Here is a 13773-nt window from a genome sequence, read left to right as displayed (position 1 = left end):
AATTGGTCGGGATTTTGAGGAAATCAAGCCGGCCGGGGCGCGACTATTGACGGATTTTGACCCCGTCGCACTTCTGTGCAAGCTAGCCAAAAACTGGGGGACTCCACATCCATACGCAGCTTTTACGGGCGCGCGGCACCGATGCCGCGCTGGTCTGGGCGGCTGCGGTCGCCATTCCCTTGTCCCTGCTCGCCCCCGCGATCTGGAATGGATTTCCGCTGCTTCAGTGGGATACCGGCGGCTATCTGGCGCGCTGGTATGAGGGCTATCTGGTGCCGAGCCGCTCCACGGTGTTCGGCATCTACCTGCATTACGGCGAGGGTTCCGCGTTCTGGCTCAATCTCGGCATCCAGGCGCTGGCGACATTGTGGATCCTGCAATTGACGCTGCGGGTGCACGGCATGCTCAGGCCTTTGCGGCTGGTCGCGATCGGCGTTGCGCTGATCCTCGCCACGGCGCTGCCCTGGCTCGCCAGCATGCTGCTGACCGACATCTTTACCGGCCTCTCGGTGCTCGCGCTTTTCATCCTGGTGGTGCACGGCGCAAAAGTCTCTCGAATCGAGAAATGCGTGCTGTTCGGCTTCATCGCCTTTTCCGCGGCGACTCACAGCGCGACGCTGGCGGTGCTGCTCGGGCTCTGTTGCCTCGGCTGGATGGTGTGGCCCGTCCTGCGCAAGCGCATTGCCGTTTCCGGCCTCGTCCAGGGGAGTCTTTCGCTGGTCGCAGGCGCTGCCATGCTGGTGTCGGCCAACTTTGCGCTATCAGGGGAAGTGGCGTGGACGCCGGGCGGCTATGGCGTCGCCTTCGGCCGCATGCTCCAGGACGGCATCGTCAAGCAATATCTGAACGAGCATTGCCCGCAGCAGAAACTGAAGCTCTGCCCCTATCGCAACGAGCTGCCCGCCACTGCCGACGACTTCCTGTGGGGCAACAGCATGTTCAACACGCTCGGCCGCTTCAAGGGACTGGGCGAGGAGATGGAATTGATCGTGCGCAATTCACTCGCCAAATATGCGGCGTGGCAGGCCGATGCGGCCTTGAGGGCGACCGCGCAGCAATTGCTCCATGTCGCGACCGGCGAAGGCATCGGCGGCTGGACCCCGCACACGCAAGGCATCATCGAGCGCTATGTCCCCAAGCAGTTCAAGCCGATGCGGGCGGCGCATCAGCAGCGCTGGGAGCTCGACTTCACCGCGATCAACCGCCTGCATGTGCCGGTGGCGCTGGCGTCGACGCTGCTGGCGGCGCTCCTGTTCGGATACGGCCTGTGGCGCCGAAAGCTCGACGACGTCGCCCTGCTCGCCGCGACCGTCACCTTTGCCGTGCTCGGCAATGCCTTTGTCTGCGCGGTGATCTCCGGGCCGCATGACCGCTATGGCGCGCGACTGGCGTGGGTCACGACCTTTGCCGTATTGATCGCGGCCGCCCGATATCTTGCCGGCGAGGAAGAGACCGATGCGGATTCAGCCGAGTTGGGAGAGGAAGCCGGCGACGCCGGCCTTGTAGACCTTGTCGCCGACCGCCCGCATATGATCCCGGTTCGGGATATCGAGCACCGTTGAACCCGGGATGATCTCGCCGAGCGCGGACGCGGAGCCCGCGATCTCGTCCTTGCTGCCCACTGCAATCAATGTCGGAACAGTGATACGGGCCGCCTCCTCGCGCGTCATCAGCCGCCGCGAGCCGCGCAGGCAGGCGGCCAGCGCGCGGCGGTCGGAACGGGTCTGGTCCGCGAAGGCGCGAAACGTGCGACCAACGGGATCGGTGACGTCGTCCAGCGAGGGCGCTTCCAGCGCGGCGGCGACATTCTCGCCGGGGCCACCGCCGGCGATCAGGCCGATGCCGATGCCGCCAAGGATAATCGAGCGCAGCCGCTGCGGTTGTTCCAGCGCAAGCACCGCCGTCATGCGCGAACCGAGCGAATAGCCCATGACATCGGCGCGATCGATGTTGAGGTGATCCATCAGTGCGATCACGTCGGAGGCCATGATGGCAATTTCATACTGCGCGGAATCGTAGAGCTTTGCGGACTCGCCATGGCCGCGATTGTCGAGCGCGATCACGCGGCGCCCGTCCTTCTTCAGGTCGGACACCCAGGTCGGATAGACCCAGTTGACGTTCTTGCTGGAAGCAAAGCCGTGCACCAAAAGGATCGGATCGCCCTCGCCTTCGTCGAGAAAAGCAATTTCGACATCGCCGTGGTGAAAACTCGGCATCAAAAGTTCCGTGTTTTTGGGATTGGCAAAGGGACGAGACCTGCGGCCAGCCTAGCCGCGTAAGCCAACAATTGCCAGCGAGGCGGTGTTCGAACTACTTGCTGTTGCGTAGGTCAGATTCGTGCCGAATGCCCAGTTCATCGATTCGGCAACACCACCTAATCGCCTCGGCCCACCCACGCGCACTGTTGCGCTCGACAACTCCTGAGGCAATTAGAGTGTCTGGCTCTCCACTGTCATCCAAATCGTCGTTAGAATAAATTTCAATTGCGAGGCCATCCTGAAGCAGTATTTTCTCGCCTGTCGAACAAGTTTTTTCATCGCTCATCGACAGAGCGACCAGATCGCGCTCAATCAGCTCGTTAAAATCGACGCAGAATTTCGGCCGCGTCATGCGACTGCCAGTGAAGCCTGTTGCAAGGCAGCCGCCTGCAACCGCGCCCGCCGCGCCTTCTTGCGGCGCAGCCAGGCGTAGGTCAGCCGCTCCGTCATCGACTTGATCGACGAGAGGAAGCCGAACAGTGTCAGCAGCGCGCCGAAAATCCAGATCGTGAGGTTGAACGCGCCGGTGGCGAGCAGCAGCGCGCCGCGGCCGAGCAGCTTCAGGATCGCCCTCGTCTGCCCGCCCTTGGATTCGGCGAGCCGCGCGGCGCGGGCGATTTCTTTCGGGTTTTCCGCAATCCTCAGCGCATCCTTGGCCGCTCTTATGCCGGCCTTCTCGCCGACACGGCCGACGTCCTTGGCAAGGCGCACCAGCGCGCCGGCCTTTTCGGCGCGGAACGCCGCGCGCATGGCGCTGATCGTCTCGGCCGGCCGCAGCACCGAACCGGAGGCGACCGCCTTCTGGAGAACGGGCGCATCCACCACTTCGCGCGCCGAGCGGCCGGCCCATGTCACGAGGCCCTCGCTCAGCCGCCCGACCTTGCGGGTATCCTTGACCAGCGACAGGCCGGCGCGCAGCGGTGCCGCGCCGCCGACCGAAACGTAGGTCGCGGCCGTCACGGCGAGACCGGCGGTCGCGAGCCCCAGCACGAGGTGATCGGTATCCTCGCCGGTTGCGAGATGTTTTCCTTCGCGCACGACGTCCCGGATATCGCCCCACACGAAGAGATCGCCGGTCACCGTGCCGGAGAGGCTGGCAACATCGTCGGTATGGCCCGTCACAAAACCGGTGGCAAAACGCTTGGCGAATCCGGATGTCGAATTCTCTTCCGCCGCGGCGTCGTTCACGCGGCTCAACAATTCATCTGAAAGCGCGATGTTCTTTTCTCGCGCCAGTTCCACAAAGCTGCTCGCGAGGTCCGCATCGCCGGCCGCGAGCGCCGCTTCGATATTTTCGGCGATTGCGGCGGGCTTATTCCGCAGGGTAAAATTGAGCTGGACGTCCGACAGCGCGGCCGGATCGTCCTGCGCGGCGAGCACCGCAACGGCATCGCGCGCGTGCGGCCACAGCGCAGCGCCCACGGCAACGCTCGTTGCCACGCCCGCCAAGGCCAGTCCCAGCCGCACCCGTTTCATCCGAAAGCTCGTATTTCCGCTAAACTAGAGATGGTGTGCCATTTTCATGACACAACAGCCCCGACGAAAGAAGGGCTTCTCCACGACGACAAGATTGTGTCGAATTTGCATGAGCAAATGGACGGACGGGGCCACTAGGAATCAAGCACACCGGTAAGTATGGTGCGCGGCATTTCGAGCCTGCCGCGGCGTGCTGATTGCGTCCGTCTCCCATTGCCACTCAAGGTGAATTCACATGTCCGATCAGGTCGTTCCGCACTTCCACAACGACGCCGGCGTACCCGTCATCGAAATCGGCTCGCAGGAGTTCATGTGCGTCGGCGCCAACCCGCCGTTCGACCACCCGCATGTGTTCCTCGACCTCGGCAACGACAACGAGATCATCTGCCCGTATTGCTCGACGCTGTACCGGTTTGCGGCCGACCTCAAGGCCGGCGAAGCCCGCCCTCCCGAATGCGTGCTGAAGGACAAGGTCGCCTGATTCTTCGGTGGCATTGTCGCGCACCATCGTTGTCGCTGGTGCCGGCATCGGAGGAATGACGGCGGCGCTGGCGCTCGCCCAAAAGGGCTTTCGCATCGTCCTGCTGGAAAAGGCCGAAAAGCTGGAGGAAGCCGGCGCGGGCCTGCAACTCTCCCCCAATGCCAGCCGTATCCTAGTCGAGCTCGGGCTGGAACCGCGGCTCACGGGGCGCGCGGTGATGCCGGAATCCATCAACATCATGAGCGCGCGCGCGGGCGGGGAGATTTCGCGCCTGCCGCTCGGCCAGGCCGCCACCTTTGCCGCCGGTGCGCCCTATTGGGTGGTGCACCGCGCCGATTTGCAGGCGGCGCTCCAGGCGCATGTCAACGACAACCCCGACATCGAGCTGCGCCTCGGCTGCCAGTTCGATGACGTCACCAAGCACGCGCGCGGACTGACCGTGGTGCAGCGGCAGGGGCTGTCGCGCCAGCAGGACGTCGCGACCGCCCTGATCGGCGCCGACGGGATCTGGTCGTCGGTGCGGAACCATCTGTTTCCGGAGGTGCAGCCGCAGTTCTCCGGCTTGATCGCCTGGCGTGGCACGCTCGCCGCCACCGCTTTGCCGCGCGAATACACCTCGCCGCGCGTACAGCTCTGGATGGGACCGAACGCGCATCTGGTCGCCTACCCGATCTCGGGCGGCCGCCAGATCAACGTGGTGGCGATCGTGGCCGGCACCTGGAACCGGCCGGGCTGGAGCGCGCCGGGCGAAGCCAACGAGATCAAGAGCACGTTTGCCTCCTCGCGCTGGCCGGCGACCGGGCGCATGCTGATCAACGCGGTCGACGAGTGGCGGCGCTGGGCGCTGTTCACCGTGCCCGACGACGGCGAATGGCACCAGGGCTCGATCGCGCTACTCGGCGACGCTGCGCATGCGATGCTGCCCTTTGCCGCGCAGGGCGCCGGCATGGCGATCGAGGATGCCGCGGTGCTGGCGAAATGCCTGAGCGAAGGCAAGACCGACAATGCCGATGGCGTTGCCGCCGCGCTGAAGCGCTATGCGCGGATGCGGCGCGGTCGCATCGCCAGGGTGCAGCGCACCGCGCGGCGCCAGGGCCGCATCTATCACATGTCGGGCCTCGCCGCCGCGGCGCGCGATCTCGTCATCCGGGCGCTCGGGCCGAAACAGATGCTGGCGCGGCAGGACTGGATTTTTGACTGGCGGGTGTAGCGGATCGCGTGAAGCGACCACCCTGAAACCTTCGGCGATCAATAGACGGAACGGCCCGCCCGCGAGGGCGGCGCGACCTGCGGCCTCGCTACCGGTGGCGTCACCACGGTGGCTTCACCCGGCACCGTCTCGCGGCACTTGTTGCGCTGCCAGGCCTGTTCGGCCAGCCGCTGCTGGCCGCGGACGGCGATGTAATCGTTGCGATACGCCATCTCCGCCACGAGCGCACCGCCGGCGCCGGTCTCGGCTTTCGCCATCAGCCCTTGCAATTCGGCCGCCCTCGTCGCGAGCGCCTTGCGTTCGGGCTCGAGGTGCTTGCATTCATAGAGATCGTATTTGGCAGGATCGGCAAACGCGAGACTCGCGCTGCTGTCGCTGATGCTGGAGCAGCCGGACAACGCCGCGCCCAGCACGAGCAGCATGGCCGCCGCGAGCATACGCGAATGGGGCTGGCGATAGGCAGGACGAACGGGCATCGGCGCTTCGTAAACAGACAATGTTGAGATTGCCTAAAGCAGCCACCCGTGTCCGGATTGAGGCTTTGCCTTGGCCGCGCGTTCAGGGGCAGAGATTATCCTCATTTCACTTCTGCCGAAAACACGGTAAGTGTCTGATCTGACTACTGATGCGGGCATGGCGGAATCGGTAGACGCAAGGGACTTAAACCATTGAGTGCCCTTGGGGAAACCCAGGGTGCAGAACTGCTCAAATTCGGGGAAACCTTCGCTGGCAATCCCGAGCCAAGCGCCTCGGCCATCCGGCTGAGGCGAAGGTGTAGAGACTAGACGGGCAGCACCTAACGGCGCGAACGCGCCCAGGGTGAAGGTATAGTCCAGACCACAAACGCGCCGGGCGCGCACGCGCAACGGTGAGGCGGCGAAAGCCGTAGCTGGTACGAAAATCCCTCGGCGAGTAATCGCTGTGCCGGTTCGAGTCCGGCTGCCCGCACCACGCTTCGCCCTGACGGGCTACGCGTGGCGCAGCCACGCCGGGCCGACAGGGCGAAGGGTGTCCGGCGTAGCTCGAACGCAGTGAGAGCGAAGACGGACTGGGGATCACATCGTGCAAGACACCGGCCGCTTCGAAATGCGCCGCCTGGAGATGCTCAGCAACACCATCTTCGGTGTGGCGATGACGCTGCTGGCCTATGACCTGCCGAAGGCGGGGCGCTTCGCCAAGGCGCCGGGCTGGATGGATCTCGTCGGCGCGTATGCACAGCCGCTGATCGCGCTGGCGATCAGCTTCGTCGTCGCGGGCATGTTCTGGTTCAGCCATCATCGGCGGCTGGCGCTGGCGCCGGAAGGCAGCCGCGGCGAGGTCTTTCTCAACGTGATCTTTCTGCTGTCGATCATCATCCTGCCGGTGACGAACGGCCTCTACGGCGTCTTCCGGCTCGATGGCGTGGTCGCGGTGATCTACGGAATCCACCTGACGACGATCGCCACGCTGAACGCGTTGCTGTGGTTCATCGCCCTCGGGCGAGGTGGCGATCGCCCGCTGCTGATGGTTGCAACCTATCCGGTGGGCGTCTTCGTGCTGGGGACGATCGTCGCCTGCTTCGCCCCGTTCGTCGCGCAATTCATCTGGTGCCTGGCATTCGGCGCGCCGCTGGTCGGCTGGCTGGCACGCCGCTAGAGCAGGATGACTTTTCTTCGAATCGTCATCCCGCTCTATCGTTTTATTTGAGCATGATCTCCGCGCAAACGCTTCGCGTTTGTCGCAGGGAAAACCGGTGCCCACTTTTCCGGACCATGCTAGCCCTCACCTCTTGATCCGCAGCCGCCCCATATAATCCCGCTTTCCCACCGGCACGCCGCGCGAGCGCAGGATGTCGTAGGCGGTGGTAGCGTGGAAGTGGAAGTTCGGCAGCGAAAAGGACAGCACGAAAGACTCGGCAGTGAACGGAATTTTCGTCTCGCCGAACTGGAAGGCGACGTCCTTGCCTTCGAGCGCGTTCACCTCGTCCGGTTTCAGCGCTTCCAGCCTGGCCCTCGTGTCGGCCACCAGCCTTTGCAGGCCGGCATAGTCGAACGGCTCGCTTCGGCCGGGTGGATTGAAGATGCCGGTCTTCAGGGCCTCCATCGCACCGGCCGAATGATGCGCCACCGAGCGAATCTGGAAGCTGAACGGCGCCATATCCTCGAACAGCCGGTGCTCGACCACCTCGCCCGGCTGGACGTTGCATTCGCTGCAATGGGAAAGTCCCTTTTCCATGAAGCCGGCGACGGCTCCGAGCGTCTGCAAGTAAGTCGGCACGCTCATTTCGTACAGCGAAATAGCCATGGCTGTTACCTCCTCGTGTTGCCCGCCTGGCGCGGGTCGTTGGTGATGCGGTTTGCCCGATGGTATCGGAACACGGCACGAGATCAAACCGGCTTCGGCGCTTTGCGAGGCTTGCCCAACACCGTCACTTCCATGATGCTGCCGTCCGGCTGTCGCGAGTCGACACCCGCCCCGCCTTTGATTTTTCAGAATCCTTTTCTCAGATCCCGTTCATGGTCGAGCTCACGCAATTTTCGATTTCTTCCACCCTCGCCTTCGATGCCCTCACCGCCGGAGAAGACGGCGCGCCGCTGGTGCTGCTGTTGCACGGTTTTGCCGAGTCCATGCATTGCTGGCACGCGCAACTGGAGGCGCTGGGCGATGGCGGCTACCGCGCGGTGGCCCCGAGCCAGCGCGGCTATTCGCCAGGCGCCCGGCCCGATGCGCGCGAAGCCTCGCATTACCACATCGATTGCCTGATGGATGATGCGATGGCGATCGTCGCCGCCTGCGGCCGCGCCGATGCACGCTTCCATCTTGCCGGACACGACTGGGGCGGCAGCATCGCCTGGGCGCTGGCGGACCGCTATCCTGAACGGGTCGCTTCGCTGACCATTCTCTCGCGGCCGCATCCGAACGCGTTCAACCGCGCGCTCCAGATGCTGGACGGCGATCAGGCGCAGCGCTCGCGCCATCACCGGGCGTTCCTCGAGCCGGGTGCCGCCGCTGCCGTGCTGGCGGACGATTGCAAATGGCTGCGCGAGCGCTGGGCTGCAAACGGCGTCCCCCCGGCCGCGACGGAAAAGCATCTTTCCGTATTGGGCAACAAGGGCGCGATGGAAGCCGCGCTTGCCTGGTATCGCGCCCGCGGCGCGATCCGCGGGCCGCTCGGCCCAACCCGCGTGCCGACGCTCTATATCTGGGGCGATGCCGACGACACCGTCGGCCGCTTTGCCGCCGAAGGCACCGTCGATTTCATCGCCGCGCCCTATCGCTTCGAGGTGCTGCCCGGGGTCGGGCATTTTGCCGCCGACCAAAGCCCGCAGCGCGTCAGCGAATTGATGCTGGAACACATTGCGGCGCATCCGGTCTAGCCCAGGCGGCGTCACGAGGCGTAAGCTGCCGCCATGAACATCCTTACCCAGAGCGAGCGCAGCGCCTCTCACCGCCCGAAGGCGGATCTGCGGGTTGCAATCGCGGGGCTCGGCGCGATCGGGTTCAAGGTCGCCGAAGCGCTGGACCGGGACATTCCAGGCTGCGTGCTGGCGGCTGTCTCCGCCAATGACCGCACCAAGGCCGCCGGGCGGCTTTCGCATCTCGGCCGACAGGTGCCGATTGTGCCGCTCGCCGAGCTCGAGCCGCTTGCCGATATCGTCGTCGAATGCGCGCCGGCAAAACTGTTGCCCGAGATCGCGGAACCGTTCCTGCGCGCTGGAAAATCCGTCATCGTGCTGAGCGTCGGCGCCATCCTATCCAATGAACATCTGATTGCGCTGGCTCGGCGAAGCGGCGGCCAGATCATCGTGCCGAGCGGCGCCCTGCTCGGCCTCGATGCGGTGACGGCCGCCGCGGAAGGCAAAATCCATTCGGTGCGCATGGTGACGCGCAAGCCGGTGCGCGGCCTTGCCGGCGCGCCCTATCTGGTCGAGCACAACATCGATATCGCCGATATCAAGGCGCCCTTGCGCATCTTCAGCGGCACGCCGCGCGAGGCGGCGATCGGCTTCCCCGCCAACCTCAATGTGGCCGTCGCGCTTTCGCTCGCCGGCATCGGCGCGGATGAGACGACGCTGGAGATCTGGGCCGATCCCGCGCTCGAACGCAACGTCCACCGGGTGGACGTGGTCGCTGACGCCGCGAGCTTCTCGATGACGATCGAGAATGTTCCCTCCGAAAATCCCAAGACCGGCCGCATCACGGCGCTGTCGGTGATCTCAGCCTTACGAAAATTGAGCGCCCCGTTACGGGTTGGCTGATCTGCGGTTCCCGCCGCTGCGCAGGAACCTGTCCGTCCCCAAATTGTTGTCATGCAGCAATTTGGAGCAACGACCTATGGCCAGCGAACAGACTTCACAGCAGGATCATGCCACCCAGCGCAAAGAGCCCAAGGATTCGCGAGTTCGACGCGAACCATCGGCCAACAGCGGTCCGCCGCTTCTCAATGACGGACCGGAACTGGTACGCGACAGCCATTGCTGATCCACAAAACGCAAGATGGCCGGGACAAATCCCGGCCATTCGCATGAAAGGAACTTCGCGCTCTCCTACTCGCTCTTGTCGATATTCCAGAAGATCGGTGTAGCCGGGCCGTCGAGCACGCCCGACAGCGACTTCCGCCAGGCGCTCGGCGCGAGATATTGCCCGAGCGGCACGTAGATCACCTGCTCGAACGCCTGCTTCTGGATTTCGCCGGCGATCTTCTTCTGCTCGTCAGGAGAGGTCGAACGTGCATAGGAGTCCTTCAACTGCTCGATCTTGGCATCCTCCGCCCAGCCGAACCAGCCGCCCTTGGTGCCCTTGCCGCCGATCGAGGCGTTGGCGATCGGGTTCATCACGTCGGCGCCGACCCAGTTGGTGAAGAACATGTTCCAGCCGCCCTCCTTGGTCGGCTTCTGGCTGGCGCGGCGGGTCACCACGGTCTGCCAGTCGGTGGCCTGTAGGTCGACCTTGAAGCCGGCGTCGCGCAGTTGCTGCGCGACGACAATGGGTTGCGCTTTCAGCGTTACGACATCGCCCGGCGCCATGATCACGATCGGGGTGCCGTCGTAGCCGGACTCGGCGAGTGCTTTCTTCGCGTCGGCAAGGCCCGTGCCCTTGAGCAGGGTGTCCGAGCCCTCCTCCGTCGCCAGCGGCGTGCCGCAGACGAAGTAGGCACCGCAGATCTTGTAATATTCGGGATTGCCGACCAGTGCATCGAGCACCGGCTTCTGGTTGATCGCGAGAAACGCGGCGCGGCGAACTTTTACGTTGTCGAACGGCGGCAGCAGGAAATTCATCCGGCCCAGCGTCTGGAAGCCGAGCTTGTTCAGCGTCTCGATCTGGATTTCCTTGTTGGCCTTGAGCACCGGCAACAGGTCGAACGAGGGGTTTTCCATAAAATCGATGTCGCCGGACTGTAGCGCGTTCACCGCGGTCTGCGCGTCGGGCATGGTCACCCACTCGACGCGGTCGACCTTCACCACCTTGCCGCCGGCGGTCCAGCTCGGCGGCTCCTTGCGCGGCACATAGTCGGTGTTTTTCTCATAGACCGCCTTCACGCCCGGCTGGAATTCGGCCTGCACGAATTTGAACGGGCCGGAGCCGATCTGCTCCTTGATCTGCTGGCCGGCAGGCGTCTCCGCCAGCCGCTTGGGCATCATGAACGGCGTGTAGGACGACGGCTTGCCGATCGACTCCAGCACCAGGCCGTAGGGCTCCTTCAATTTCAGGGCAAAGCTCTTGGCGTCGATCGGCTCGAGGCTGGCGACGAAATCCATCAGCTTCTGGCCCATCGCATCGTTGCGGCCCCAGCGCTTCAGCGAAGCCACGCAGTCTTCCGCCGTAACCGGCGCGCCGTCATGCCACTTCAAGCCGTCCCGCAAGGTGAAGGTGTACGTCAGCTTGTCGTCGCTGACTTTCCAATCCGCCATCTGCGGCTGGACCTTGAAGTTCGAGTCCGTCGCCAGCAGCGTGTCATAGACCATGTAGCCATGGTCGCGGGTGATGTAGGCGGTGGTGAAGCCGGGATCGATGACGCGCAGGTCCGAATGCATCACCGCCGTGAGGGTCTTCTTGCCGGCAGCCAGCGCGGGCGAGCCGAGTGCCAGCGCAAGCGCCGACAAGGCCGCCGCCATCATGGGACGTTTCCAACGCGTGATGTCTGTCATTCGCTCTCTCCTGACGTGAAACTGGTCAAAGCCCGCTGACGGATTATGCATGTGGTTCGTTATTTAGGCGAACTAACACGCTGTAAATCTTGGCTAATCGAGACTTGCACCAAGCGCGTTTGGCGTCAATCGGCTTTCGCCCTGGCGTCTTCCTCCGGAGGTTTCGCTTTACAAATCCGCTGCGGCAAACATTCTCCCGGTGCGCGAAGGGCGAACGTCGCGTCCGAAAATCAGGAAGAACAAGAGAAATCAAAATGAACCCAGCCAATCTTCCCTTTGATTCCGAAGCCATGTTGCAGGGTCTGCGCACCTGGGTGGAGTGCGAAAGCCCGACTTGGGACTCTGCCGCCGTGGAGCGCATGCTCGACATGGCCGCGCGCGATATGGCGATCATGGGTGCGACGATCGAGCGCATCGCCGGCCGCCAGGGTTTTGCCGGCTGCGTGCGGGCGCGCTTCCCGCACCCCAAGCAGGGCGAGCCGGGGATACTGATCGCCGGCCATATGGATACCGTGCATCCCGTCGGCACCATCGAGAAGCTGACCTTCCGGCGCGAGGGCAACAAATGCTTCGGCCCCGGCATCTTCGACATGAAGGGCGGCAGCTATTTGTCGCTGGAGGCGATCCGCCAACTGGCGCGCGCGTCCTTCACGACGCCATTGCCGATCACCGTGCTGTTCACGCCGGACGAGGAAGTCGGCACCCCTTCCGTGCGCGACCTCATCGAGGCGGAAGCGGCGCGCAACAAGTACGTACTGGTGCCGGAGCCGGGCCGGCCCAACAACGGCGTCGTCACCGGGCGCTATGCGATCGCACGCTTCAATCTGGAAGCGATCGGCAAGCCGAGCCATGCCGGCGCCACGCTTTCCTCCGGCCGCTCCGCCATCCGCGAGATGGCGCGGCGCATCATCGAGATCGACGGCATGACCACGGAAGACTGCACCTTCTCGGTCGGCATCGTGCATGGCGGCCAGTGGGTGAACTGCGTCGCCACCACCTGCACCGGCGAGGCGCTGAGCATGGCCAAGCGCCAGGCCGATCTCGACCGCGGCGTGGAAAGAATGCTGGCGCTGTCGGGCACGTCGAACGACGTCACCTTCAAGGTGACGCGCGGCGTCACCCGCCCGGTGTGGGAGCCGGATGCCGGCACCATGGCGCTGTATGAAAAGGCCAAGGGTCTTGCCGCGCAGATGGGTCTCGAGCTGCCGCATGGCAGCGCCGGCGGCGGCTCCGACGGCAACTTCACCGGTGCGATGGGCGTGCCGACGCTCGACGGCCTTGGCGTGCGCGGTGCCGATGCCCACACCCTCAACGAGCATATCGAGGTCGACAGCCTCGCCGAGCGCGGCCGGCTGATGGCCGGGCTGCTCGCGACGCTGGAATAGCGATGGCGAGCGCGACCTCGTTCAAGATCATTCGCGCCCGCGCCGAGAAGCGCAAGGGCGGGCCGAAAGCGCTCGTGAAATTGCTGCCCGGCAAGCCGGACATCAAGGCGCTCGCCAAACTCGGCGATGACCGCATTCTCGCCGAAATGACACAGCGGGTGTTTTGCGCCGGCTTTGCCTGGAGCGTGATCGAGAACAAATGGCCGGATTTCGAAAAGGCCTTTCTCGGCTTCAAGCCGGCGAAGCTGTTGTTCCAGCCGGATGAATTCTGGGACGGCCTGATGGATGACAAGCGCATCGTGCGCAATGGCGCCAAGATCATGTCGGTGCGCGAGAACGCACAATTCGTGCAGGAGACTGCAAAGGAACACGGCAGCTTCGGCAAGTTCCTCGCCAGTTGGCCTGCCTCCGATGAAGTCGGCTTGCTCGATCTGCTCGCAAAGCGCGGCAGCCGGCTCGGCGGCAACACCGGGCAGATGCTCTTGCGCTTCGTCGGATGGGACGGCTTCGTCACCTCAAAGGACGTGGTAGCGTGCCTGCGCGAGGCCGGCCTCGACATCGCGGAGGAACCGAAGTCAAAGAGCGATCTTGCGAAAGTGCAGGCGCAATTCAACGCCTGGGCCGAGGAAACCGGCCTGCCCTATACGCATCTTTCGCGGATTTGCGCGCTCTCGGTCGGCGAAAACCGTCAGCCCTAGGCTGCGTCAATCGAAGCCTCGATGGCATGGTGCTTGCACCACCAAAGTATGCCAGAAATGCAGGCAATGACCGATTTACGAAACATGAGAAGGCGTTCACCATTGGGCGTTGAACCACAGGCCAGGGCTTAAGCGCC

The 13773-nt window shown here is 64.1% G+C and carries 14 protein-coding genes; 8 read left to right on the top strand and 6 right to left on the bottom strand.

Going from position 1 to position 13773, the window contains the following annotated elements; translation table 11 throughout:
* Window positions 1-107: 107 nt before the first annotated feature.
* Window positions 108-1562, top strand: coding sequence for a hypothetical protein (locus JQ628_RS29150; protein WP_212228503.1), 1455 nt, complete (start codon window positions 108-110; stop codon window positions 1560-1562).
* Here the strand turns inward: JQ628_RS29150 and JQ628_RS29145 are convergent.
* From JQ628_RS29145 to JQ628_RS29135, 3 genes are all read right to left on the bottom strand, one after another.
* The gene (locus JQ628_RS29145) at window positions 1464-2216 is read right to left on the bottom strand and encodes an alpha/beta fold hydrolase (RefSeq protein ID WP_212228430.1); all 753 of its coding nucleotides are present in this window, start codon (window positions 2214-2216) and stop codon (window positions 1464-1466) included. The genes JQ628_RS29150 and JQ628_RS29145 overlap by 99 nt on opposite strands.
* Window positions 2217-2310: 94 nt before the next feature.
* Entirely contained in the window at window positions 2311-2610 is a 300-nt protein-coding gene (locus tag JQ628_RS29140; protein ID WP_212228428.1) for a hypothetical protein, read from the bottom strand.
* On the bottom strand, window positions 2607-3734 hold the full coding sequence (locus tag JQ628_RS29135; protein ID WP_212228425.1) for a hypothetical protein: 1128 nt from the start codon (window positions 3732-3734) through the stop codon (window positions 2607-2609). Before JQ628_RS29135 ends, JQ628_RS29140 begins: the two co-directional genes overlap by 4 nt.
* Window positions 3735-3969: 235 nt before the next feature.
* Here JQ628_RS29135 and JQ628_RS29130 point away from each other — a divergent pair, with 235 nt between their 5' ends.
* Both JQ628_RS29130 and JQ628_RS29125 read left to right on the top strand, forming a co-directional pair.
* The gene (locus JQ628_RS29130; protein WP_212228423.1) at window positions 3970-4215 is read left to right on the top strand and encodes a zinc-finger domain-containing protein; all 246 of its coding nucleotides are present in this window, start codon (window positions 3970-3972) and stop codon (window positions 4213-4215) included.
* A gap of 7 nt (window positions 4216-4222) precedes the next feature.
* On the top strand, window positions 4223-5425 hold the full coding sequence (locus tag JQ628_RS29125) for an FAD-dependent monooxygenase (protein WP_212228421.1): 1203 nt from the start codon (window positions 4223-4225) through the stop codon (window positions 5423-5425).
* A 38-nt stretch (window positions 5426-5463) separates the two neighbouring features.
* On the opposite strand, the gene JQ628_RS29120 is transcribed toward JQ628_RS29125, so the two are convergent.
* The gene (locus JQ628_RS29120; RefSeq protein ID WP_212228419.1) at window positions 5464-5901 is read right to left on the bottom strand and encodes a twin-arginine translocation pathway signal; all 438 of its coding nucleotides are present in this window, start codon (window positions 5899-5901) and stop codon (window positions 5464-5466) included.
* Between the two features lie 610 nt (window positions 5902-6511).
* Between JQ628_RS29120 and JQ628_RS29115 the strand changes: the two genes are divergently transcribed.
* Window positions 6512-7060 (top strand): TMEM175 family protein, encoded by a 549-nt coding sequence (locus tag JQ628_RS29115; protein ID WP_212228417.1) that lies wholly within the window; start codon window positions 6512-6514, stop codon window positions 7058-7060.
* Between the two features lie 126 nt (window positions 7061-7186).
* Here JQ628_RS29115 and JQ628_RS29110 read toward each other — a convergent pair whose 3' ends face one another.
* Window positions 7187-7708: a DUF1993 domain-containing protein gene (locus JQ628_RS29110; RefSeq protein ID WP_212228415.1), complete on the bottom strand. Its 522-nt coding sequence runs from the start codon at window positions 7706-7708 to the stop codon at window positions 7187-7189.
* A gap of 212 nt (window positions 7709-7920) precedes the next feature.
* Here JQ628_RS29110 and JQ628_RS29105 point away from each other — a divergent pair, with 212 nt between their 5' ends.
* The gene (locus JQ628_RS29105; protein ID WP_212228413.1) at window positions 7921-8781 is read left to right on the top strand and encodes an alpha/beta fold hydrolase; all 861 of its coding nucleotides are present in this window, start codon (window positions 7921-7923) and stop codon (window positions 8779-8781) included.
* A gap of 33 nt (window positions 8782-8814) precedes the next feature.
* Complete coding sequence (locus tag JQ628_RS29100; RefSeq protein WP_212228411.1) at window positions 8815-9663, top strand: aspartate dehydrogenase; 849 nt, start codon at window positions 8815-8817, stop codon at window positions 9661-9663.
* Window positions 9664-9951: 288 nt separating this feature from the next.
* Here JQ628_RS29100 and JQ628_RS29095 read toward each other — a convergent pair whose 3' ends face one another.
* Complete coding sequence (locus tag JQ628_RS29095) at window positions 9952-11553, bottom strand: ABC transporter substrate-binding protein (protein WP_212228409.1); 1602 nt, start codon at window positions 11551-11553, stop codon at window positions 9952-9954.
* 254 nt (window positions 11554-11807) lie between these two features.
* Here JQ628_RS29095 and JQ628_RS29090 point away from each other — a divergent pair, with 254 nt between their 5' ends.
* Window positions 11808-12938, top strand: a complete 1131-nt coding sequence (locus JQ628_RS29090; protein WP_212228407.1) for a M20/M25/M40 family metallo-hydrolase — start codon at window positions 11808-11810, stop codon at window positions 12936-12938.
* Window positions 12939-12940: 2 nt separating this feature from the next.
* The gene (locus JQ628_RS29085; protein WP_212228405.1) at window positions 12941-13636 is read left to right on the top strand and encodes a DNA-3-methyladenine glycosylase I; all 696 of its coding nucleotides are present in this window, start codon (window positions 12941-12943) and stop codon (window positions 13634-13636) included.
* The last annotated feature ends 137 nt before the right edge of the window (window positions 13637-13773 follow it).

It is taken from the genome of Bradyrhizobium lablabi (genome assembly GCF_018129385.1).
Taxonomy (GTDB): Bacteria; Pseudomonadota; Alphaproteobacteria; order Rhizobiales; family Xanthobacteraceae; genus Bradyrhizobium; species Bradyrhizobium lablabi_C.
Note: the sequence above shows the minus strand (reverse complement) of the source record. Positions and strands in the feature narration are given on the sequence as shown.

Excerpts from the sequence above, each read along its gene's own strand:
- JQ628_RS29110 (WP_212228415.1), bottom strand. The coding sequence starts at position 7,708 with ATGGCTATTTCGCTGTACGAAATGAGCGTGCCGACTTACTTGCAGACG.
- JQ628_RS29140 (WP_212228428.1), bottom strand. The coding sequence starts at position 2,610 with ATGACGCGGCCGAAATTCTGCGTCGATTTTAACGAGCTGATTGAGCGC.
- JQ628_RS29090 (WP_212228407.1), top strand. The coding sequence starts at position 11,808 with ATGAACCCAGCCAATCTTCCCTTTGATTCCGAAGCCATGTTGCAGGGT.
- JQ628_RS29120 (WP_212228419.1), bottom strand. The coding sequence starts at position 5,901 with ATGCCCGTTCGTCCTGCCTATCGCCAGCCCCATTCGCGTATGCTCGCG.
- JQ628_RS29115 (WP_212228417.1), top strand. The coding sequence starts at position 6,512 with ATGCGCCGCCTGGAGATGCTCAGCAACACCATCTTCGGTGTGGCGATG.
- JQ628_RS29085 (WP_212228405.1), top strand. The coding sequence starts at position 12,941 with ATGGCGAGCGCGACCTCGTTCAAGATCATTCGCGCCCGCGCCGAGAAG.
- JQ628_RS29130 (WP_212228423.1), top strand. The coding sequence starts at position 3,970 with ATGTCCGATCAGGTCGTTCCGCACTTCCACAACGACGCCGGCGTACCC.
- JQ628_RS29100 (WP_212228411.1), top strand. The coding sequence starts at position 8,815 with ATGAACATCCTTACCCAGAGCGAGCGCAGCGCCTCTCACCGCCCGAAG.
- JQ628_RS29105 (WP_212228413.1), top strand. The coding sequence starts at position 7,921 with ATGGTCGAGCTCACGCAATTTTCGATTTCTTCCACCCTCGCCTTCGAT.
- JQ628_RS29135 (WP_212228425.1), bottom strand. The coding sequence starts at position 3,734 with ATGAAACGGGTGCGGCTGGGACTGGCCTTGGCGGGCGTGGCAACGAGC.
- JQ628_RS29145 (WP_212228430.1), bottom strand. The coding sequence starts at position 2,216 with ATGCCGAGTTTTCACCACGGCGATGTCGAAATTGCTTTTCTCGACGAA.
- JQ628_RS29095 (WP_212228409.1), bottom strand. The coding sequence starts at position 11,553 with ATGACAGACATCACGCGTTGGAAACGTCCCATGATGGCGGCGGCCTTG.